This window comes from Nocardia vermiculata NBRC 100427, assembly GCF_001613265.1.
GTDB lineage: Bacteria > Actinomycetota > Actinomycetes > Mycobacteriales > Mycobacteriaceae > Nocardia > Nocardia vermiculata.
In genome coordinates this window covers 286,971-307,262 of the sequence record NZ_BDCA01000005.1, presented here as the reverse complement: position 1 = coordinate 307,262, position 20,292 = coordinate 286,971, and the positions used below count along the sequence as shown (strand labels likewise).

The 20,292-nt window shown below is 63.7% G+C and carries 17 protein-coding genes; 7 read left to right on the top strand and 10 right to left on the bottom strand.

Annotated elements, in window-relative coordinates:
* The first annotated feature begins 39 nt into the window (after positions 1-39).
* Entirely contained in the window at positions 40-363 is a 324-nt protein-coding gene (locus NV2_RS09445; protein WP_157102821.1) for a hypothetical protein, read from the top strand.
* A 42-nt stretch (positions 364-405) separates the two neighbouring features.
* Here the strand turns inward: NV2_RS09445 and NV2_RS09440 are convergent, their stop codons facing one another.
* Positions 406-846 carry a hypothetical protein gene (locus NV2_RS09440; protein WP_157102820.1) on the bottom strand — a complete coding sequence of 147 codons (441 nt, stop codon included), beginning with the start codon at positions 844-846 and terminating at the stop codon, positions 406-408.
* 394 nt (positions 847-1,240) lie between these two features.
* Between NV2_RS09440 and NV2_RS09435 the strand changes: the two genes are divergently transcribed.
* Both NV2_RS09435 and NV2_RS09430 read left to right on the top strand, forming a co-directional pair.
* Entirely contained in the window at positions 1,241-2,596 is a 1,356-nt protein-coding gene (locus tag NV2_RS09435; protein ID WP_067871152.1) for a helix-turn-helix domain-containing protein, read from the top strand.
* Entirely contained in the window at positions 2,563-3,276 is a 714-nt protein-coding gene (locus NV2_RS09430; protein ID WP_210749392.1) for a RibD family protein, read from the top strand. The genes NV2_RS09435 and NV2_RS09430 overlap by 34 nt, the downstream gene beginning before the upstream one ends.
* Before the next feature lie 151 nt (positions 3,277-3,427).
* Here NV2_RS09430 and NV2_RS09425 read toward each other — a convergent pair whose 3' ends face one another.
* From NV2_RS09425 to NV2_RS09405, 5 genes are read right to left on the bottom strand one after another with little or no spacing between them, the layout of a single operon-like run.
* A complete protein-coding gene (locus tag NV2_RS09425; protein ID WP_067871150.1) occupies positions 3,428-4,252 on the bottom strand; it encodes a DUF6339 family protein in 825 nt (274 codons plus the stop codon).
* Positions 4,249-5,142, bottom strand: coding sequence for a hypothetical protein (locus NV2_RS09420; protein ID WP_067871149.1), 894 nt, complete (start codon positions 5,140-5,142; stop codon positions 4,249-4,251). The genes NV2_RS09425 and NV2_RS09420 overlap by 4 nt, the downstream gene beginning before the upstream one ends.
* Positions 5,142-7,109 carry a hypothetical protein gene (locus NV2_RS09415; RefSeq protein WP_067871148.1) on the bottom strand — a complete coding sequence of 656 codons (1,968 nt, stop codon included), beginning with the start codon at positions 7,107-7,109 and terminating at the stop codon, positions 5,142-5,144. Before NV2_RS09415 ends, NV2_RS09420 begins: the two co-directional genes overlap by 1 nt.
* The gene (locus NV2_RS09410; RefSeq protein WP_084474221.1) at positions 7,106-8,125 is read right to left on the bottom strand and encodes a PD-(D/E)XK motif protein; all 1,020 of its coding nucleotides are present in this window, start codon (positions 8,123-8,125) and stop codon (positions 7,106-7,108) included. Before NV2_RS09410 ends, NV2_RS09415 begins: the two co-directional genes overlap by 4 nt.
* Positions 8,122-10,683: a Z1 domain-containing protein gene (locus NV2_RS09405; RefSeq protein ID WP_067871147.1), complete on the bottom strand. Its 2,562-nt coding sequence runs from the start codon at positions 10,681-10,683 to the stop codon at positions 8,122-8,124. Before NV2_RS09405 ends, NV2_RS09410 begins: the two co-directional genes overlap by 4 nt.
* Positions 10,684-11,050: 367 nt before the next feature.
* Between NV2_RS09405 and NV2_RS09400 the strand changes: the two genes are divergently transcribed.
* The gene (locus NV2_RS09400; RefSeq protein ID WP_067871146.1) at positions 11,051-12,043 is read left to right on the top strand and encodes a DNA cytosine methyltransferase; all 993 of its coding nucleotides are present in this window, start codon (positions 11,051-11,053) and stop codon (positions 12,041-12,043) included.
* A 37-nt stretch (positions 12,044-12,080) separates the two neighbouring features.
* Positions 12,081-13,274: a DNA cytosine methyltransferase gene (locus tag NV2_RS09395; protein WP_084474219.1), complete on the top strand. Its 1,194-nt coding sequence runs from the start codon at positions 12,081-12,083 to the stop codon at positions 13,272-13,274.
* A 149-nt stretch (positions 13,275-13,423) separates the two neighbouring features.
* Here NV2_RS09395 and NV2_RS09390 read toward each other — a convergent pair whose 3' ends face one another.
* On the bottom strand, positions 13,424-14,221 hold the full coding sequence (locus NV2_RS09390; RefSeq protein ID WP_067871222.1) for a DUF1460 domain-containing protein: 798 nt from the start codon (positions 14,219-14,221) through the stop codon (positions 13,424-13,426).
* 109 nt (positions 14,222-14,330) lie between these two features.
* On the opposite strand from NV2_RS09390, the gene NV2_RS09385 reads away from it, so the two are divergent.
* Positions 14,331-14,684 carry a VOC family protein gene (locus tag NV2_RS09385; protein WP_067871145.1) on the top strand — a complete coding sequence of 118 codons (354 nt, stop codon included), beginning with the start codon at positions 14,331-14,333 and terminating at the stop codon, positions 14,682-14,684.
* Between the two features lie 75 nt (positions 14,685-14,759).
* Here the strand turns inward: NV2_RS09385 and NV2_RS09380 are convergent, their stop codons facing one another.
* Both NV2_RS09380 and NV2_RS09375 read right to left on the bottom strand, forming a co-directional pair.
* Positions 14,760-15,779 (bottom strand): acyl-CoA thioesterase, encoded by a 1,020-nt coding sequence (locus NV2_RS09380; protein ID WP_245662529.1) that lies wholly within the window; start codon positions 15,777-15,779, stop codon positions 14,760-14,762.
* Positions 15,780-15,982: 203 nt separating this feature from the next.
* A complete protein-coding gene (locus NV2_RS09375) occupies positions 15,983-16,528 on the bottom strand; it encodes a TetR/AcrR family transcriptional regulator (RefSeq protein ID WP_067871144.1) in 546 nt (181 codons plus the stop codon).
* A gap of 188 nt (positions 16,529-16,716) precedes the next feature.
* On the opposite strand from NV2_RS09375, the gene NV2_RS09370 reads away from it, so the two are divergent.
* Positions 16,717-17,937, top strand: coding sequence for a cytochrome P450 (locus NV2_RS09370; RefSeq protein WP_067871143.1), 1,221 nt, complete (start codon positions 16,717-16,719; stop codon positions 17,935-17,937).
* On the opposite strand, the gene NV2_RS09365 is transcribed toward NV2_RS09370, so the two are convergent.
* Entirely contained in the window at positions 17,934-20,276 is a 2,343-nt protein-coding gene (locus NV2_RS09365) for an arylsulfatase (protein WP_067871142.1), read from the bottom strand. The two genes, NV2_RS09370 and NV2_RS09365, sit on opposite strands and share 4 nt — an antisense overlap.
* Positions 20,277-20,292: the final 16 nt, after the last annotated feature.

Sequence of the window (20,292 nt, the reverse complement as noted above, 5' to 3'; positions counted from 1 at the left end):
CGATTGACAATAATCGCCGTAACCCTCAAGGATAATTCCGTGCAAAACAACCAATTCGTGTGGAAATCACTCGTTTCTAAGATTGTGACGGTTGCGGCCTTCGCAGCGGCCGGCATCGGCGTCGCGACCGGCACCGCGTCAGCGGAAAGAGGTGTCGACGATTGCATCGCCTACTCGTACGAGAAGGGCATCATGCACACCACGGTCTATTTCCACAATCGCTGCAATACAACACAGGGGGTCACCGTCTATCCCGACGAGAACGGCTGCGGCAACTGGACAACCCAGCTCGCGCCCGACCAGAAGAGTAAGCACGAGTTCGGCCGATGCGGAGTATCGGCCGTGAGCAACGTGGACGGCTGACCGAACACCAATCGTCACGTCAGCCACCCGGGTCGACCACGCTTACCACATTCGGATTCCGGCCGTCCCAGGGCAGTTCCCGAATGTCGGCTCGGCTGCGCCGCTTCCGTGTGGCTGGTACCGCGACGGCGCCGCCGGCACCACCAAAGGGTTTACCCACCCTTCGTCGGGTGCGTACCCACCACCCCGCTCGTGGGTGTGTCCGGCCTCGAGATCATGAATGTCGGTGAGACCAGCTAACTCCGGCGGAAGGCGCCCCCGCAGATGCGCGATCCCCGGCACGATCAACAATTCGACCTTCGCCGCCGCAACCTGCTCGAGCAGCTCCTCCGGCACGACCAGACTGCAACTCGTGGTCAGCCCAATGTATTCATAGCCGAAACGCGCGCAAATCCGCCGCACCTGAAGATCCAGCCCCACAACGGTTTCGACCAAATCGATGCATACGTAACCCATCGCACACGGCGGCATCTCCTCAACCACGCCGGTCTCCAGCCGACCGGCGACCCCGACCCAGTTCTCCCTCCAACCGACGCCGAACCCCCGCAACAGAGCGCTCGGGTGGAATCCGCTGCGGCCAGTAAGCGATGGCACAGTAGACGACAACAGCGAGGATCAGGCAAGCTGGAAACAAGACGATCACTGAGCACCTCCGAATACGTTGTGGCACTGTCGGCTTGGTAGGCACCCGCCGCCGAGGTCTGCGGCACCCGGCGGCGGGGCTGGTTCGAGCATTCCGCGCGCCCTTCCACGCCGGCCACGTAGTAATTCCGCAGTATTTCCGCAACTCGAATTACCTGGTCAGACGATCGAGTGACTGCTTCGGCGGGGAGGTGTACCTTGCAGGAAACACCGCGCTCGCAGGGGAGTTGGGCCGATGATCGTTCTGGGTTGGACGGGTATCGAGATCAAGGCGTTGCGCACCGCCATGCAACTGTCGATCGAAGAATTCGCTCGAGCAGCTGCGGTGTCGACGCGAAGTGTCGACGCCTGGGAGTCTGCGGGTGCCGCTGCATCCCTGCGTCCTTCGAGCAAACGACAGCTCGATCATGTTCTCGGATCGGCATCCAGCACCGTCGCTGCGAGGTTTGCGGCTCTGCTCGGTGCCTCTGCAGTCGACTGCGGAGACGCCACGCACACGTCCCCAACTCCGGCTAAGCTGGCCAACGACGTCCTGGGGCAGGCGGCCGTACTGGGCGCGGATGAAGCCGATCTGGTTTGGGTTCCGGCCCGAACCGCCGCCGGAGAGGTCCTGCTCGTGTCACTCCCACGTCGAGCGGTTGTCGCCGGGGTCGGGGTGAGTGCGCTGGCGATGGCCACGGGCGCGAAACCTGCTGCAGTGCTGGCGAACAGTCCGGATACCGACCGTCTCGAACACTTTCGGAATCTGCGTTTATCCCTGATCGAGAGCGACAACTTGCACGGGGCGCGCGATGTCATTCCCTTGGTCGAGCAGAGCATCGAGAGAATCGGACAACTGCACACTGCGGGATACGGCGATCCGGCAGGTACGCAGCGGGTCCGGGTGCTGTATTCGGAATTCGCGGCATGGCTACATCAGGATTGTCGTAACTTCCTTCGCGCCCAGTACTGGACCGATCGTGGCCTCACCTGGTCTCATCAGTTGGGCGATCCATTTTCGGTAGCTGTGGTGCTGTCGCGCAAAGCTCAGATTGCCAACGATATGGGCGATGGGCTGGAAGCCAGGGAACTCGCCGAGGCCGCCGCACGCGCGGCACCGCCCGAGACTCGCTTCAGTGCTGTAGCGCATACATTCGCAGGCCACGGCAGTGCTCTAGTTGGCGATAGAGCACGCAGTGAGGCAGCTTTCGACCGCGCTCGCGAGTTGACTGAGCAGCCCGACACGGGGTCCTCCTGGGGATCGTTCCTCGACCAGGCTTATATCGATGCGCACCAGGCGCACAGTCGTACCGAGCTCGGCGACCATCATGGAGCTATCGATCAGTTCGGGCGAGCGATTGCGCACATGCAATCCGGGCAGACTCGCGACCATGGGGTGTACCTGGCTCGCCGCGCGCTGGCGTGCGCTCGCGCAGGCGAAGCCGAAGCCGCCGCACAACTAGCAACGGCCGTGCTCGAGGTGGGAGTGAGTACCGGCTCCGAACGCATATTGCATTGTCTACGCACTGTGCACGCCATGCTCGACCCGCACAGTACGGAAACCGAGATCGTCGAATTTTGCGCCGCAGCGCAGAAGTGGAGCCTTACGTGAGTCGGCCCTACGTCCTCCTCTCCGTCGCCACGAGTATCGACGGCTACCTGGACGACATCACGTCCGAACGCCTGCTGTTGTCGAACGAAGCCGACTTCGACAGAGTCGATCACGAGCGCTCCCGGTCCGACGCGATCCTCGTCGGGGCCGAAACCATTCGGCGCGACAATCCGCGTTTGATCGTGAAAGACCCGCGTCGTCGCGCCGAGAGAGTCGCAGCAGGCAAGACCGTCTCCCCCCGGAAGGTAACTGTCAGCGCGAGCGGAAATCTGGATCCCGCCTCGAAGTTCTGGCACCACGACGTCGACGAGACGCCACTTGTGTACACGACGGCCGCAGGCAAGAAGAATCTGGCCGGCCGCTTCGAAAGCCTGGCCGAGATCGTCTCACTCGGGGATGGAGTAGATTTCGCCTCCCTCGTCGACGACCTGGGAGCGCGGGGTATCAACCACCTGATGGTCGAGGGCGGCGGTCGTATTCACACCGCATTCCTTTCCGCTGGGCTCGCGGATGAGCTGTTGCTCGCGGTCGGCCCGGTCCTCGTAGGTAACGACAATGCACCGCGGTTCCTCCATCCAGCGGCATACCCGGGAGGAACGACCCGTCGACTGCGACTGGACAGCGTCACGCAAATCGACGACATCGCTCTGCTTCGTTACTTGCCCAAAGAGGCCTCCTAAGAGTTCCGGATGGCATCGAAGCAGCGAGCCGGGAAGGCGCCATGCATCACCCCGTCGGCCTGTTGCCATCAGAACACCACCCCTAGCCGATCAAGCGCCGGAACGACCTCCGGGCATGGCTTCAGCAGGCAGCCACGACACCTAGCCGGCTTCAGAATCGTGGAAGCACTTCGCGGGCCCTGCGTTCCGCAGCTTCCCGCAGATATCCCTTGCTGATTAAGAGGCCGACTATCGTCTCGCGAGCTACTGCGCGGAGTTCGGTGTCGAGCGCAAAGTCGTCGAGCGCCTCATAGACGAGGAATGGGTCGAGTCGAAGCAGACGTTTTAGGAAGTCCCGGAGTATGTCGCGGTCGGAGAGTTCGCGAATTTCGATCTCCCTCCACACCCGCAGGATGGACTTGATCAGCTGCGGGCGGCCACCCAATGTCGTTCGCCGCGCGTAGATCTGGTCGAACTCGGATTCCCCCAGAACCGACAGGGCCGCATACGGATCGGGCTCTTCCGGCGAGTAGACGAAGTGCGCTCGCCACCACATTCGGCCGAAGACATGCCGGGTGAGGTCACCGCCGAGAAATCGATCGCGCAAAACTCCCTCGCTGGACGGCGGGTATCGCCAGTACGCGACGTCCGGAAGCAGGATGACGGCGAGGAATGCCCAGACGTCGCCGGATGCGGCCTCGGCGGGAGCGATGTCCATCTGGCTGTGCAGCAGCCTTGCCAACCGTAAATCGAATGCGGTCCTTTGGTCCTTCGCCGGCGGCCCCGGAAATCCCGATTCCTTGGCCAGATCGACAACCATGTCGCGAAGCACCTGCAGCCGGCTCGACTCCAGACGGGTGCCGCCGGTAGCGACGTACACGGCGGATTCGTCGCTCGTCGCCGCGCGGGACTGCAGGTCCAGGATCGACAGTTCGCGGTACTGCTTGGCTAGACTCAAGGCATTCGGACGTAGCAGGCGTGGGTACAGGAAGGTCATATCGCACCTCCGAACAGATTGACAGCAGCCTGTAATTCGGCCTCGAATCGGCTCGGCGAGTTGTCGGCGAGCAGACGGATGTCCTCGATCGAACGGGCCGGAAACAGCCGACCGATCAGTTCCTGAAGGGTGGCGCCGAGGGTATCGTCCTCGTAATCGATTTCGTCACTGAACTCGCTGTCATGCAGCGCGTGGTTCACCATCGCGCGGGCGATATCGGCCTCCAGCGCCTCCATGACGAGGCGATCTTGAATCCGCGAGTTCGTGACTCGCTTGACGGCGTCAGCAACGGCCGTGTTCTTCTCGTTCACCAACAGCAGGATCGTGCCCATGGTCGCGGCTTCCAGGTTCGAGCCGATTTCCAGATACCAGGCAGCATTCGCGGGGTAGGGCGTCGTGGTGAAGTCGACGATCGCGATCGGGAATTGAGTGGCGTCGCCTTGCAACCGGATTGCGTGCCGGTCACTCCACAACACCGATCCCGCACGCCGCGCGGCGATCGGACGGTCAGTGTCCATTCGCCGGTTGGCCAGTACCAACGCCGTATCGAGTTCCACGATTCCGCCGAGGTCTGCCCCTCGAAGCACGGCGGCCAACTCGACCACTCCGGATTCCGGAACGGGCTGCCGCATCGGGCACCCTTTGAGCTTGGATCCGTCCGCGCGCCAGGTGGCCGCCAGGGTGAGTGCGGTGTGCGGAGCCAATCCGGACTCCTCGCGGGCGCGCACGACGTCTACGGTGACTCTTCGCCGCAGATTCAGATCGGTTTGATAATCCCAATGCGGAAATGCCTCGGGCAGCGGAAGTTCCTCGCCGTCGACCGTCAGTATCCAGTCCTCGGCGCCGACGACATTCGACTGCGGAATTTTGTAGGGCAGTGCGCGCGACATCAGATTTCCACCGCCTCTACCTGCAATCGGATATTCGTCATCGTGTCGGCGGCGGGCTTGACAACCGCCTGCCAGGTGTTCGCACCGCCATGGACCACTCGCGTGTCACCGCTGTGCAACTCGCCCGTCGAATCACGCCATCCGATGAGAAGCGGCATGTCAGCTCCGGCGGGCGGATCGAGTTCGAGCCCGGTGTCATTGCTGAGTGCGACTGCCAGATCGGCGGTGATGCGTTGTGGCCCGGTCACCGGCAGTCGGAACTGTTGCACCAGAACGGCCGCACCCTGGAATTCCTCGAGGAATGGATCGCCAACGTATTCGATTCGGGGCCGGCGTCGAGCAGGCTTCTGTTTCGGGGCCCCTGCCCCGACGTCCGCGGAGTAGCCGTTGCCGCCATCAGGTCGAGCGCTGTCGCCGAAGTCGACATCGTGCCCTCTGTCTGCGGCATCGACTACGGGTTGTCTCCCCTTCTTGGGTCGCTTCACCACGCGTCGGGGCGTGCGTGAGCGAGTATCGCCCGGCTTCCCGTAGTCAGTCGCCGAACCGACACCCCATGTTCCACCGATCAGCGGGGAAAGTCGCTCGGCGGCGGCACCCAGCGACACCTGAGCCACCTCGAATTGCCCAGAGTTTCTGGTGCCGAGTATCTTCTCGACGGACTCCTTCAATCGTGTGAAAGTTGTCTTCACATAGGAGCTTTCGGGGTGCTCGAGGGAGTGATAATTCCAACTGTCATGCGTCGGCGGTTCTGCGGCCGCGTAGGCGCTGTCGAGTTCCACGTCCGCCCGGAATACGCCGGCATAGGCCGTGAATTCGGTCGTCGGCTTCGGGCCCGGCCAATACGTCACGACCAATTCGGCAGGTCGCACCAGACAGATGTGATGGAGCAGGCCATCGTCGAAACCCGCGACGTGCGCCGCGTCGCTGGGCTCGAATTTCTGGAACATGAAGCGATGTAGTCCCAGGTAGCCCAGAAGTCTCTTCTTGTACCACCGCAGCTCTTCGCGGGACTCGGGATCGTTCATCCGTCGGTAGGCAGCAACGAACGGCCGCAGTGGCTTGAGCGACTCCGGGTCGGGCACCGGATGCTCGATTCCGTCACAGGTCACGGAGAAACGCATCGGCCGCCGGCCCGAGTAGGTCGGCAACATCTTCGGCCACAGATGCCAGGCAACGGTTTCGGCGAGATACTGCGCGGTGTCGACCGGCTCGCGCTCATCGAGAATCGGATCGACGATCGCAATCGTCGTCCCGGTCTCCGCATCTCCGAAACCTCGGAGCCCGAGTCGGTTGGCCATCACGTCGGCGTCGACACCGATCAGGGGCTCGACCACATTGTCGGAAATCGCACCCCACCAGTGCCGTCCGGTGTATCGGCGCGGACCTGACGACTCCTCGGCCTGGTAACTCTGCCACAGCGAGGCACCCATCAGCCTGGACTCGATTCGCCCCTGATAGCGGCATCGGGTGTACACGAGAATCGTTCCGCATCGCGACAACAGATACAGAATGCCTTTGCCGAAACCGTATGTCCCACCGCCGAGCTTCTGATCGCGTGGTTCACCGATATTGCGCAGGAAAGCGACGAAATCTCGAGTCTCATCGGAGACTTCGTCGGCGCGGGTCGGTCCACCCAGACCCCGGGTTCCGCGATCGGAGATGGACAGCAGCCTAATGGTCGACCTCTGTAGCGAGTCACGCAGCGGCAGATAGTCCTTCCTCGGCGCACGGCGTTGGAAATGCTCACGCCAGGCCGAACTGTGTGCCGCGCTGACCGTCAGCAGATCGATCCGGAAATCGACTGAGGTCTCGTCGTCGCAGCGCGCATCCCAGCTGTTCTGTGCCGACTCTCGAACCAGCACGGTGAGGTTGTCCAACTGAGGTTTGCCCAGCTGATTTCGGATGCCTTCCGCAGCACTCGCCCCTTCGGCCGGGAACGGCTGGGACATCCACGCGGGCTCGTTCACCTCAGCTCCTCGGCTATCGCGGTGAGTTGTGACTTGATGCTGTCGTCGTCCATCGGTTCCGGTGTTTCTCCGGCCAGCGATATCGAATAGTCGATTCCGAAAACTGATTCCGATACCCCGGCAGCAGCGGTATGCGCCGAGGTCAACCTGGGAAACTCGTCATCGACTCGATACCACCGTTCTTCGTTCAGACCGAATCGAATGTGCCGATAGTGATCGTCGTGCGCGACGCGATATCCGATCGCCGCCAGCGCTATGATCACCGCACCCTCGTCATCACACAATCTGAGGACTTCGTCGATGAGTTCTTTCACACCGGTCCCGCCGACCACCGCCGCCTCGAGACGCAACCAGACCAGCGCGAGGGTGCCGCCCAACGGCGGCTCGAGCTGGCTCAGCCCGTGGATTCGGATCTCTCTGCTTTCGGCCGCCATCGAAGTCTTGACTTCTATCGCGTTAAGCTCGGCCGAGAAATCGTGTCGATGTCCTACTGGGCCACGCCAGAGCCGATGAGCACTCGGGTCGAGTTCCAATAACCGCCGCAATACCACCAACTCACCGAACAGCCCGGCAATCTGCTTGGCTCCCAACGGGGTCCCGGGATTCTGGAACAGCGCCTTCCAGTGATCCAACACCCGGTTCAATATCTTCACAGGCTGCGCGGGCGCGGTCTCGACGGCCAGGAGAACATCCGCGCACAGGACCGCGAAGACATCATTGAGATCCGATCGCAGACATCCGAGATCAGCGAATGTCGACCGGACGTGTTCGTCCTCGAGAATTCGGCGCCGAAGTTCGAGCACCGGTCCGTTCAAACCGCGCCGCACACTGTGGTGCGGGTCCACGGGGACGAGCAGATGCCGGTGACCGTCCGAGTCGACAGCAGCCAGCAGCGGACCGGCAGATGTCACAACCGGAAGCGGTGCGGTCTGCAGAGCGTGTCCGGAACTCGGCCGGTCACGTTCGAGTCGATCCCAGTAGTCGTCGAGGATGGTTCGAAGGGCGGGGTCGGTCATCCTTCGTCTGCCTCGAGGATGCTCAGATCTTCTTCCTCGTCTTCGATTCCGGACAGGTCGGCCGACACGTAGGTGGCTTCCCATTCGACGGTGGTGTCGGCATCGTGTGGCGTCGGAAAGACGAGAGCCACGCCGATCGCATGCTCGGGCGCCTCGAGCGGCAGACGGGTCTCCTCACGAGCCGGGCTCGGCGCCGAATCCTGGTCGATCGGGTACAACATCAGCAGCCCGGATTCGGGGAACTGTTTGCGACGCTCTGCTTCGATCTGCTTCTCATTGAGGTTCGATGCCACGTCCACCAGGTCCGCGCCGATATCGCGACGGCTGATCAGGGTCTTGATGTCGGCGACATCAGCGGTCGAGGTCTTCAGGCGCGAACGCACGATCCGACCGACCGATACCCCTGGTGCGAACTCGAACCGACCGGCAGCTTCCTTGCCCGGCGTCCCGATGATGGCGATGTTCCACTGACGCAGGGTGTGTGCCTTGCGGTTTCGCTTGTCGATGTAGTCGATCATCAGACCGCTGTCGCATTCTTTCGAGTTCTCATGGAACTGATACTCGCGCAGGAAGTCGATCACCAACTCGCTCGGCACGTCCCGGATCAGGTACCGCCCCTCGTCGCTGCGCTCCTCGGCCCGCCCACGTGCCACAGCCTCGGTCACGAGTATCCGCGCTGCCTTCTGATTGCGCAGCAGCCAATCGGATTCCCTTCGGAAATACCGGGTTTGGACGCGCCTACCGCCGTAGGAAGAAGCGGCAGTCACGGCGGACTTCATTTTGGCCGGTGCGGTCACCCGCAGCGACGGATGCGTGCGCAACCGCACCGCGAAGGTGCGTGGAGTCTTGTCCTCGGTCAGATAGAGATCGATATCGCGCCGCATCTCGGTCTCGACGGTCGCCAGATGACGGAACGAGTCCTCGAGATCGGTCGTCATCCAGATGCGCGGCAGATCGGCGTAGCCATTGCGGAATCCGAACCATCGCCCCATCTGCAGCAGGGTGTCGTAGGTGGAGGCCGAACGAACGAAGAAGCTGACCGACAGACCTTCCAATGTCAATCCGCGCGACAGCGTGTTGCCGCCGACCGCGATGGCCACCACCGGGCCGCTCTCGTAATCCAATCGGTCGACACTCTCGGAGTTGTCCATGATGACCCGGCACTCCCGGACCACCTTCGGCAACTGCTCCAGAACGGTCTCGAAAGGGACTGTCTGTTCACCGAAGCCGGCGGCCGGGACCCTCGCGGTCTCCTCCTGCCAGAGCGCACGCAACCGCTCCACTCCGACTCCGGCGTCCAGATCGCGAATCATCCGGCCCCGCAGGACCTCGAGCGGTTCCCGGAAACTGTTGTGAACCGATGTCCGCACACTGGTGTGAATCAGCATGGTGCTGTGCGGATTACCGCTCCCGCGGGCACGACGCGCTGCCGTACACATCCAGAAGTAGTGGACGGCATCGCGGAGAGCGTCGGTGATCGTCGGAACGAACCCCTCGGTGTCCGCCTTGCTCTTGGGCCGAACACATTCCACGTCCTCATCGGGGATGATGCGAATCATGTCGTGACCGTCATCGACGTCATTGGGATCCTCGCCGTCGAGCGCATAACGCCCGAACAGCACCTCGGTTCCGAAGTGTCCGTCGGGTTTGGGGAGGTTGACGACGAAGTGTTCGGGATACAGATCCTCGGCAGCCGGATCGATCAGCAGATTGGCGAACGGCGAGGCCGTGTATCCGACATAGGCGGACTTCGGCAGCGTGTTCAAGATTTGCCGGATCAGCGGATTGATCGAACGGGTAGCGACCGTGGCCTGGTCGGCCTCGTCGTCGATGATCAGAGCCGGGCAATCAGCAAGGTACTCCTGCGCGTGGCTGAGCCAGCTCACCAGCTTGTCCAGCACCGTGGCGTTCTTCTTGACCACACACAGCACATGCGTCTTGTTGGACTTGCCGAAGAGGCTCGCGGGATTATCCCTCGGACGGAAGTCGGCGTCGAGATCGGTGATCTGGGACCACTGACTCGGGTTAGGTTCGACGAGTTGTTGTATCAGGCGAGCCTGGGTCTGACGGCGCAGGCCGTTGTGGATTCCGGCCAACACTATGAACAGTTTGTATCCCCGGTCGGCGGCCTTGGCCATGACGGCCGTGAAGTTGGTCGTCTTTCCGGACTGCACATAGCCGACGACCAGGCCGCGGGTGGCGAACGTTCGCTCCCGTGGGTGGCTGAGCAGCGAGACGATGCGGGTGGACGAGGCGTCCAGGCTGTCGATCGCCGGTGTCTGCTGCCAACCGTCACGGCGCAGGATATCGGTGAGTGCGGGCCACAGCCGATCGTCCGGATGCGGACCGGCATACCAGGTCTCATAGTTGTCGATGACGACCGCTTGCGGTTCCTGGAGCTCCTTGATCCGGATCATGTCGGCTTCGTACCGTTCCAGGATTCGTTTGATCACGTCCTCGGATGCCAGCAACTTCAGCTTTTTCACCGCTTCCGCCGGCGTGTACTTGTCCAAGATCGACTTGAACACGTCGTACTGATCCTCGATCAGATCGTCCACCCGACACTCCCTGCCACTCACGCCACACCGCACCCCACAGCACGACCCGCTCGCCCCGGGGAGCCCGGCGCGGTATGTATGTCAGTGCGCTTTCAACGGAAGATAGTACTAACAAAGGATTGCGTTACAGTCTCTCTCACCAACCGGACGCAGCAGTGCCCTCCACTCCTCGAAATCGCCACGTCCCACCAGTTCAAAGCCAATTTTCGAGCAGCTCCCAGCCTCGCGTTCAGAGAGCCCCACTCGGCCCCGACGGGTGACCCGCGCACGATCCCCGCCTACCGAGCCTGCCTCGAAACGGACATCGTCACAGAAACAGCCCACTATCCTGAGTCTCAGTGCGTCCTACACGCGGAAGGGGGTCCCGATGGTAAACGCCGCGCAGCGCCTCAGCTCACTGGAGATTTGTGCCGGTGCCGGTGGGATGGCCCTCGGTCTGGAACAGGCCGGATTCGACCCGGTTACTTTGATCGAAAAGAAGTCGGAGGCCTGCTCTACCCTCCGGGCCAACCGGCCGAAGTGGCACGTCGTCAACCGCGATCTCTTGAAAATCGACCCGCCAAAGGACTTGCCCTTGGTCGACGACCTCGATCTGTTGTCAGCGGGGCTCCCGCGGGTGCGATCGGCCGCGACAGCCTCACGTACCCGCGGTGACAACATAGAACTTGAACTGCTCGAAACCACTGGTCGGTGGATATCGGAGCTGCGGCCACGAGCTGTGGTGTTGGAGAATGTTCCCGATCTCGTCTCCCGCGAGGGGTACGCCGAAAGCCGCTCGTATGTGGAGAAGTACCTGGACGCCGCTGGTTACGAGTTCAATTGGCGCGTAGTGAACGCTTGCAACTTCGGTGTACCGCAACAGCGACAGCTCGGGATTCTCGTCGCTTTCCGGGACGGAGGGCTCAGTCGATTCGACGATGCATTGGCAACCATTGTGCCGTCGCCGAATCTGACGGTCGGCGCGGTCCTCCGCACTTCCATTGCCGCCCGGGGATGGTTACAAGCCGACGAATGGGCGGCTTACGCCAACCGTCTGGCCCCGACGATCGTCGGCGGTTCGTGGGAGCGCGGTGGTGCAGACCTGGGTCCTGCGGGCTCACAACGTGCTTGGGCACGATTGGGCGTCGAAGGGAAGTCGTTGTGGGACACCCCTCCTGCTGTCGACTTCCGGTGGGACCCCGATATCCCGGAGGGGAGGGTGCGTCTCACTGTCGACCAGATTGCCGAACTGCAAGCGTTCCCCAGCCACTGGGAGATCTGCGGCGGCAAAACGGCCCGCTACCGTCAGATCGGTAATGCGACCCCGCCGCCCGCAGCGCAGGCACTGGGACGAGCGGTACGCGCCGGTTTGAATTGCTGAGCTCGGCTATCCACGCTCCGCCGGCTATGCTCCATGGGTGCCGAGCGAGGACCGTACCGTTTCCAAAGAACACGCCGACACCGTCGACCTGTTCGCGGGCCCCGGCGGTCTGGACGTTGCCGCGCGATGGCTGGGCCGCAAGGTGTACGGCCTCGAATGGGATGCCGACGCGTGCAAGACACGGGAGGCCGCGGGGCTGAACTTCGAGCGCCACGACGTACGCGAGCTCGGTCCGGAAGACTTCCCCTCCGCAACGATGTTGATGGGCGGGCCCCCGTGTCAGACCTTCACCGTCGCAGGGCACGGCGCCGGCCGACGAGCCCTCGACACGGTGTTGAAATTCATCATCGCGATGGCAGCGGGCGAATCCGTGCAGGACGAGCTGACACAGCTGGAGGACGAGCGCACCGGCCTTGTTTTGGAACCGCTGCGCTGGGCGTTGCAAGCAGCCGAACTCGGCCGGCCCTACCGAACCATCGTGCTCGAACAGGTACCAGCAGTTCTGCCAGTGTGGGAGGCGATGGGCGTGGTGCTCCATGACAAACTGCGCTACCACGTCCGGACCAAGGTGCTACGCACCGAGCAATACGGGGTGCCCCAGACTCGTCGGCGAGCTGTCCTCATCGCCTCACTCGACGGTGCGCGCCCTATCCCGGCGCCGACCCATCAGATCTACCGCAAGCCCAAGTCGGCGTTACGGCGGAACAACGACGATCACCTGGCGGAGTACAAGACCATGGCCGATGCCCTGCCCGGCCGAAAAGAGCACTTCCACGTCGTCTCGAACTACGGCACCGGAGGTGACCCCAAGGCACGGGGAAAACGAGAGTCGACACAACCGTCCGCCACGATCACCGGCAAAGTCTCCAGGAACAGGGTCGTGACAGACGGACAGGAAGGTCGTTTCCTCGACAAGGAAGCCGGTCGGCTCCAAAGCTTTCCGATGGACTACCCGTGGAGTGGCGGCGCGATAGCGCAACAGATCGGGAACGCGGTTCCACCGATTCTCGGTCTCCATGTCCTCTCTACGGCACTCGGACGCCAGGTCACCCGCGCGCTCGCAGATAAGGTGTTCGAGGAACTGGAGTGGGCGCACGTGCAGAACGAGGAAGTGAACGGTGTGTGCGCAGTCCTGGCCGAACTTCGTGAACATGTAGGAGCCGCTCCGGCGCGTGATCAGGACGACCCAACCAACCCGAACACTGTATGCGCACCGGCACTTCTATTTTGATTCCACGCGATTCGCCACGAATACCAGCGACGCGGACGAATTAGGCTCTTCCTCAGCGGATAGATGGACAAATGCGGTCGTTATGCGTTCAGCACATATTCGGTGCGCAGCTGGACGCCAGGCAGGTAGGTCCGCGGGTGCCGAGCGGCCTACGGCCGCAGCACCACGATCCCCGGCACGGTCTCCAGGTACTCCCCCAACGGCGTATCCACCACCTTGTTGTTCTCCGCCAGTGACGACGCGTTCCGGAAAACCGGGCCGTTCGGCGTCGCGACGATGATTCCGACGTGGGTGACATCCAGCCCAGGTGCATCGGTGTAGGCGCCGACGAAATCTCCGGTGTGTAGGCCGTTCATGACGTTGTCGTTGACTGCTTCGCTGGGGATGTAGGTGACGGCTCGGTCGACTACGGGGATGCCGGGGAGGTAGAGGGTGCCGTCGGGCTTGGCGTTGAGGTGTTTGGGGATGGTGAGGGCGGCGGGTGAGAGGGTGGCGGTGATGTCGGTGGCTACCGGGTTTGCTACCTGGGCCCAGTCGGTGAAGAAGTGTTTGCGGTGGGCGAAGTCGACGTGGTCGGCGGCGTAGCGGGTGTCGATCAGGTTGGCTTCGAACTGGTTTCGGTCGGTGGTTCGGCTCAGGGCTTCGACGTAGTCGAGGAAGGTGAAGCAGTCCACCTGGCGGAAGTCGGCGACCAGTTGTTCGGGCTCGGTGGCGGAGCCGATGAGTGTGTCCGCGGCGTAGGGAGTGCCGAGGAATTGTGCGGACAGGAGGTTCAGGAGGTCCCCGGTGCTTGCTCCGGCTGCCTGGTCGCGCAGGGCTACCAGTTCGTCGATGCGGTGCGAAGTGGTGTCGTCGATGACGGTGTCGGCGCTCGCCTGCGCGGGGAGTAGCAGGGCCGCGGCGAATACGGCGAGCAGGACCGGCAGCAGGCGGGTGGTGGGGCGCACGGTCTCCACCGTAGTGCAGCCGGTCCGCGGCGAAGCGGGAACAGCGACGCGTAGGTCCGGGCTGGTCGAGGGCGCGTAACTTGTCGGTGGCCGCCGATAGGGTCCGCGCATGACATTGAGGATCGAGATGGTGACGATCGATTGCGAAGATCCGCGGCGGCTGGCCGAGTTCTGGGCTCCCGCGCTCGAGCTGGATGTGTTGGCAGATTACGGCGGCGAATTCGTGCTACTCGGCCGGCCCGGCGAGTCACCCAACGTGGGCCTGCAGAAGGTTCCGGAGCCTCGGGTGGGCAAGAATCGCGTGCACTTCGACCTGCACGGGGAGCCGCGGGCTGCTGCCGCCGAACGAATGGTCGGCCTCGGCGCGAAGATCTTGACCGAGCACACCATGCCGGGGCTGGCCTGGATCGTTCTCGCCGATCCGGAGGGCAACGAGTTCTGTATCGGTGAGCACACGGACTGAGGTCGCCCACGTTCGATCGAGAGCCTCGCACCGGTAGTGTGGGCGCGAGCTCGCACGGGGCACACGGCCGAGGCGTCAGTCGGTATACACCCGAAAGTGGTTAGGTGCGGCGTCTTCCGGAACCGCTGCGGCCGGGGTGAAACCTTCCACCAACGCACGCAGGGCGATCAGATGCCGGGCGTGTTGGTCGAGAGCGCGGTCTTCTTCCGACACCGGTACCCACTGCCGGATCGAACGTGCCTTGGCGTCGCGATCGAGTGCCACCACGACGGCCAAGCCGTGAGCTGCCAGCTCCGGCTGGTCGGAGTGGGCGTCGCATGCGGTGACATGGACGCTGATATGCATGCTGCGCGGGCCGGTGTGGATCAGTCTTGCCGTCGCTTCCACTGCGTGCCCGATGACTATCGGACGGTAGAAGCGGATGCCGCCGAAATAAGACGTGATCACCTGCTGTCCGGCCCAATTCGCCCCACATACGTAGGCCGCTTCATCGATCCATTGCATGGTGCGCCCGCCGTGCACCTTGCCGCCCCAGTTGATATCGGAGGGCGCGGCGAGAAAGCGCAGGGTGGCACTGGGAGCCGTGCCGGCGGCGGTGTAGCGCTGCGCGGACATCGCGGCCTCGATATCCTTGCGCACGGCTATCCTCGCCCGAGCTTGGCGATGACGCTGCAATTCCAAGATGGTCGCCGGTTTCCATTGCGGCACCTCGACCCCGCGACGGTGGTCGTCGACGGCGACGAACACCGTCAGGCATTGAGCGCTCTGCACCGGCTTCACCCGTGTCGGATCGGTGGAGTAGACGGTCACGAGAATGTGCATGCTGGTGCGGCCGGTGTGTACCAGGTTGGCGTGCAATTCGACCAGCTCGCCGGCTTCGATCGGGCAGTCCAGATGAATATTGCCGACATATGCAGTCACGCAGTAGTGGCCGCTCCATTGGGCGGCACCCGCGTAGGCGACCTTGTCAATCCATTCGAGCAGTTTGCCGCCGTCGACCGATCCGATGATGCCGACGTCGGAGGGTTTGACCAGAAAGCGATGGACGACTTCGGATCGACCGGTCGCAGTGGGGGCAGGTGCGGCGGATGTCAGCGTTTTCGGCACGGCTGGAGTTCCGTTCGGTGGGAGTGTGGATGTGCGCTGACACCGTTGTCGCCGAGGACGATAGGCGGCTCGTCCGTTACGGGCGAGTAGGCGAATACCCACGAATGGCGAGGTCGACAACCATCCTCCGTTTGCGAGCACATCCGGATATGTCCGGGCGTGGATGGCACGGTCGGTCGTCGATGGGTAGATCACCCACGAAACGCCGGGGCGAGGTAGCTGCGGATCATCAGCTGTTCGGTGTCGCTGTCTCGAGCGGGCCATTGTGCGAAGGACATGACCACCCGCACGATCCACTGTGCCGCGTGCGGGTCGTCATCGGTGAGTCCGGTGAGCTCCGCGGCCAGTCGGCTCAGTAGCGGTGAGGTGTGCAGTCGGCCCGGTGCCGTTGACCGGGGGTTGAACATCTCGGCTCGGAGCGGGTGCGATCGGATCTGTTCCAGTGCCACCGTGACAGCGGTGACGACCCGCTCCGCGCCGGCCAGGCCCTCGACCGCGCGGCGGACCTTCTCGACGACGTCCGAGGCCAAGCGCATCAGCACCGCGTCACGGATCTCGGCTTTGCCGCCCGCGTAGCGGTAGATGGTGGCTCTCGAGCAGTGCACGCGTGCCGCGAGGCTGTCGATGTCGAAGGCGTCCAGACCGCGGGTGACGATGAGTTCCGCGGCCGCGGCATAGATGCGCTCGGCCGCGGCGTCGCGGCGGTTTCGCCCGACCAGCCAATCGTCGCGAGCCATCCGCGCCACCTCCGTGAATCAATATCCGCCCGAGTCTCAAATCTGAGACGTTATGCCCAGTTTGTTTCACCATTCTCGCAGGTGAAGGTCATAGCGATGAGACGGGTACGCAACCGGGCCCACCCGGCGGATCGCAGCTTCTGCGCAGGTCGTTGACGTGATGTGCGCTCTCCGTTCACCGTTGGAATATGACTCCGCTCGATGGCCGGCTCGGTCTCGCACTGTTCGACGACGACAACATCCAGAATCCGCACCCGCTCTACGAGCGCATGCATCGGGCCGGGCCGGTGCATCGGATCGGTGACTCGGACTTCTATGCGGTCAGCGGGTGGGATGCGGTGAACGACGCGATCGCCCGTCGGGACGACTTCTCCTCCAATTTGACCGCCACCATGGTGTATCGGGCCGGAGAGGGCATCGTCCCGTTCCGGATCGGTGAGTTCGGCGGTGCCACCCAAGCGTTGGCGACCGCCGACGAGCCGTTCCATTCGGTACATCGCAAGGCGGTGCTGCCACATCTGACGGCCAAGCGCATCCGGGCCGTCGAACCGTTCATCACCCGGACCGCCGAGCATCTGTGGGATCTGGCTGCCGGTGACGGTGATGTCGAGTGGATGGCGGCGCTGGCCGACCAGCTGCCGATGATGATCGTCGCGCGGATCATCGGTGTGCCCGATGTGGATGTGCAGGAACTGATCCGGTGGGGATACTCCGCTACCCAACTGCTCGAGGGGCTGGTCAGCGACGACCGGCTCGGGGCCGCGGGCGTCGCGGTGACCGAACTGGCCGGCTATATCGACGGGCAGTTCCGGCGCGCCACCGCCGATCCGCGCGAGGATCTGCTGGGTGACCTCGCCGCCGCCTGCGCCGCCGGGAACATCGACGAGACCGCGGCACTGACCATGATGATCACCCTGTTCAGCGCGGGCGGCGAATCCACCGCCGCGCTGATCGGTACCGCGGCGTGGATTCTCGCGACCCGACCCGAGATCCAGCACCGAGTCCGGGAACAGCCCGAACTCCTCGGAACCTTCCTCGAGGAGGTCCTACGCTACGACCCGCCCTTCCGCGGGCATTACCGGCACGTCGTCGGCGATACCCAGCTGGGCGGGGTTCGGTTGCCGGCCGGCTCGCGACTGCTCCTGCTGTGGGGTGCCGCCAACCGGGATCCGGCGTATGTCGAGGATCCCGGCGAATTCCGGCTCGACCGGGCGGCGCCGAAGAACCATCTGGGATTCGGCAGAGGTCCGCATTTCTGTGTCGGCGCCGCCCTGGCCAGACTCGAAGCCCGGATCGTGCTCGGCCTGCTGCTGGAACGCACCACCTTCGTGCGTGCCGTCGATACCGGTCCGTGGCTGCCGAGCCTGCTCGTCAGGCGCCTGAGCCGTCTGCAGCTGCGAACGAGCTAGTGGGCCGCGCGGGCGGCTCGGGCTCGTTCGGCTGACGTCTCGGGTCGGTCCGGTCCCGGCAGGTCCACCCGCACCTGGTGCAGTCGGCCGGTGAACGCGAACCGGCCGACGATCTCCTCGCTCACTGGGCTGCCGCGGTTGAGTCCGATGTCGAGTTGTTCGTTCATACTGAAGATCGCGCGGTTGGTGGCCTCGATCCGGCCGCGCGCTACTTCGACCTCGTTCACCGACAGGATTGCGGTGCCGCCCAAGCCGATTCCGCCGCCGTCGTAGCTGAACTCGATGCTCACGGTGCGAGTGTCGGCGGTCAGTTCGGTGTCGGATCGGAGGAAGGTGCGGCCGCCGCCGCTGAAGTTGTAGCAGAACACCGGTTTCGACTCCACGACGTACAGCGCGAGACCGCCGAAACGCCCACCGACACTGGCCAATACGCCCTGACTGGGTGCAGCGCCGGTGTCGAGCGTGGCGGTGATGACGTAAGAGCGGCTGAAGAACGGCGGCGCCGCCTTCTCCGGCAGACCGTTCATGTGGGGGTACAGCGTGATGGATGTGCGGCCGCGCAGCGGGTGCGGCGGCCGGTCCTTCGGCGCCGCATTCCTGGTGATCGTTCGATCGTCCAGCGGCAGAACCTGGTAGCGCGCCGCTTCGACGAGGAACTTCTGCTGCAGTTCCGCGAGTTTTTCGGGGAATTCCGCCGCCACATCACGCGCTTGGGACCAGTCGGAGTCGGTGTCGTAGAGCTCCCACCGGTCCTCGTCGAATGCCGGCAGGGTGAGGCCGGGAGTGGCCATCAGCCACGGCGCCCGGTGCATGGTGACCGCGGTCCAGCCGTTGTCGTAGATGCCGCGGTTGCCGTAGATCTCGAAATATTGCGTGGTGTGCTGATCCGGGGCGTCGGCGTCGGTGAACGTGTAGTTCATGGCAACCCCCTCCAGCGGCTTCTGGGGGACGCCGTCGACCGTATCGGGTGCCGGGATACCTGCCGCGGCGAGGATGGTGGGCGCGATGTCCACGCAGTGGTGCCACTGGTTGCGCACCCGGCCCGTATCGGTGATGCCCTTCGGCCAGTGCGCGATCAGCCCGTTGCGGGTGCCGCCGTAGTGCGAAGCAGCCTGCTTGGTCCACTGATAGGGGGTGTCGAGCGCCATCGCCCACGAGGCCGGATGGTGTGGATAGCTTGTCGGCGTGCCCAATTCGTCGAACCGTTGCAGCGATTCGGCGGCGGTCTGCGGATATCCGTTGAGGCCGGCGATGTAGTTGAACGAGCCTTCCATACCGCCCTCGGCGGAGGCGCCGTTGTCGCCGAGCATGTACAGCACCAGGGTGTCGTCCAGAGCGCCGAGCTCTTGCAGGCGGTCGACGAGCCGGCCCACCTGGACGTCGGTGTGCTCCAGGAATGCCGCATACAGTTCCATCAGCCGGGCCGATACCTTCTGCTGATCGGCATTCAGTTCGTCCCAATGCGGCAGTCCGGGTGCCCACGGTGCGAGCTCGGTCTCCGGCGGCACGATCCCGAGTCGCTTCTGCTCCGCTAGGGTGATCTCGCGCTGCCGATCCCAGCCGTGATCGAACGCTCCGCGGTATTTGTCCAGGTAGTCGTCCGGCACCTGCAACGGCGCATGACATGCCCCGAACGGCAGATAACAGAACCACGGCTTGTCGGGGTCCATGGTGCTGACCGATTCGATCCATTCGATCGCGTTGTCCACCAGGTCTTCCGACATGTGATAGCCCTCTTCGGGCGAGCGGGGCGGTTCGACGACGGTGAAGTCGCGGTACAGCACCGGCGAGAACTGGTCGGATTCGGCGCCGAGGAAACCGTAGAAACGATCGAAGCCCTCGCGGGTCGGCCACCTGTCGAACGGGCCCGCTTCGCTGATCTCCCAGGTGGGCGTCTGGTGCATCTTGCCGAAGGCGCCGGTGGCGTACCCGTTGCCCTGCAGCACCCGGGCGACCGTCGCGGCGGAGTCGGGGCGGGTGCCGTTGTAACCCGGTGCGGCCGTGGCTTGTTCGGCGATGACGCCGAATCCGACGCTGTGGTGATTACGTCCGGTCAGGGTGGCCGCGCGGGTCGGTGAGCACAGTGCGGTGGTGTGGAATCTGGTGTATCCGACCCCGTCGGCAGCGAGCCGTTCGGCGGTCGGTGTCCGGCACGGGCCACCGTAGGCGGACGAGGCACCGAACCCCACGTCGTCGATCATCACGAGCAGCACGTTGGGGGCGCCTGCGGGCGGACGTACCGGTTGTGGGCGGGCGAACGGCTGGGACTGGTCCCGGTAGTCCACCGCGACGGACACCTGTGGTTGCTGCTGGACGATCGGGATCGAATGACGATTCATGCTGCACTTTCGGATA

Excerpts from the sequence above, each read along its gene's own strand:
- NV2_RS09370 (WP_067871143.1), top strand. The coding sequence starts at position 16,717 with ATGACTCCGCTCGATGGCCGGCTCGGTCTCGCACTGTTCGACGACGAC.
- NV2_RS09410 (WP_084474221.1), bottom strand. The coding sequence starts at position 8,125 with ATGACCGACCCCGCCCTTCGAACCATCCTCGACGACTACTGGGATCGA.
- NV2_RS09420 (WP_067871149.1), bottom strand. The coding sequence starts at position 5,142 with ATGTCGCGCGCACTGCCCTACAAAATTCCGCAGTCGAATGTCGTCGGC.
- NV2_RS09435 (WP_067871152.1), top strand. The coding sequence starts at position 1,241 with ATGATCGTTCTGGGTTGGACGGGTATCGAGATCAAGGCGTTGCGCACC.
- NV2_RS09365 (WP_067871142.1), bottom strand. The coding sequence starts at position 20,276 with ATGAATCGTCATTCGATCCCGATCGTCCAGCAGCAACCACAGGTGTCC.
- NV2_RS09400 (WP_067871146.1), top strand. The coding sequence starts at position 11,051 with ATGGTAAACGCCGCGCAGCGCCTCAGCTCACTGGAGATTTGTGCCGGT.
- NV2_RS09385 (WP_067871145.1), top strand. The coding sequence starts at position 14,331 with ATGACATTGAGGATCGAGATGGTGACGATCGATTGCGAAGATCCGCGG.
- NV2_RS09425 (WP_067871150.1), bottom strand. The coding sequence starts at position 4,252 with ATGACCTTCCTGTACCCACGCCTGCTACGTCCGAATGCCTTGAGTCTA.
- NV2_RS09375 (WP_067871144.1), bottom strand. The coding sequence starts at position 16,528 with ATGGCTCGCGACGATTGGCTGGTCGGGCGAAACCGCCGCGACGCCGCG.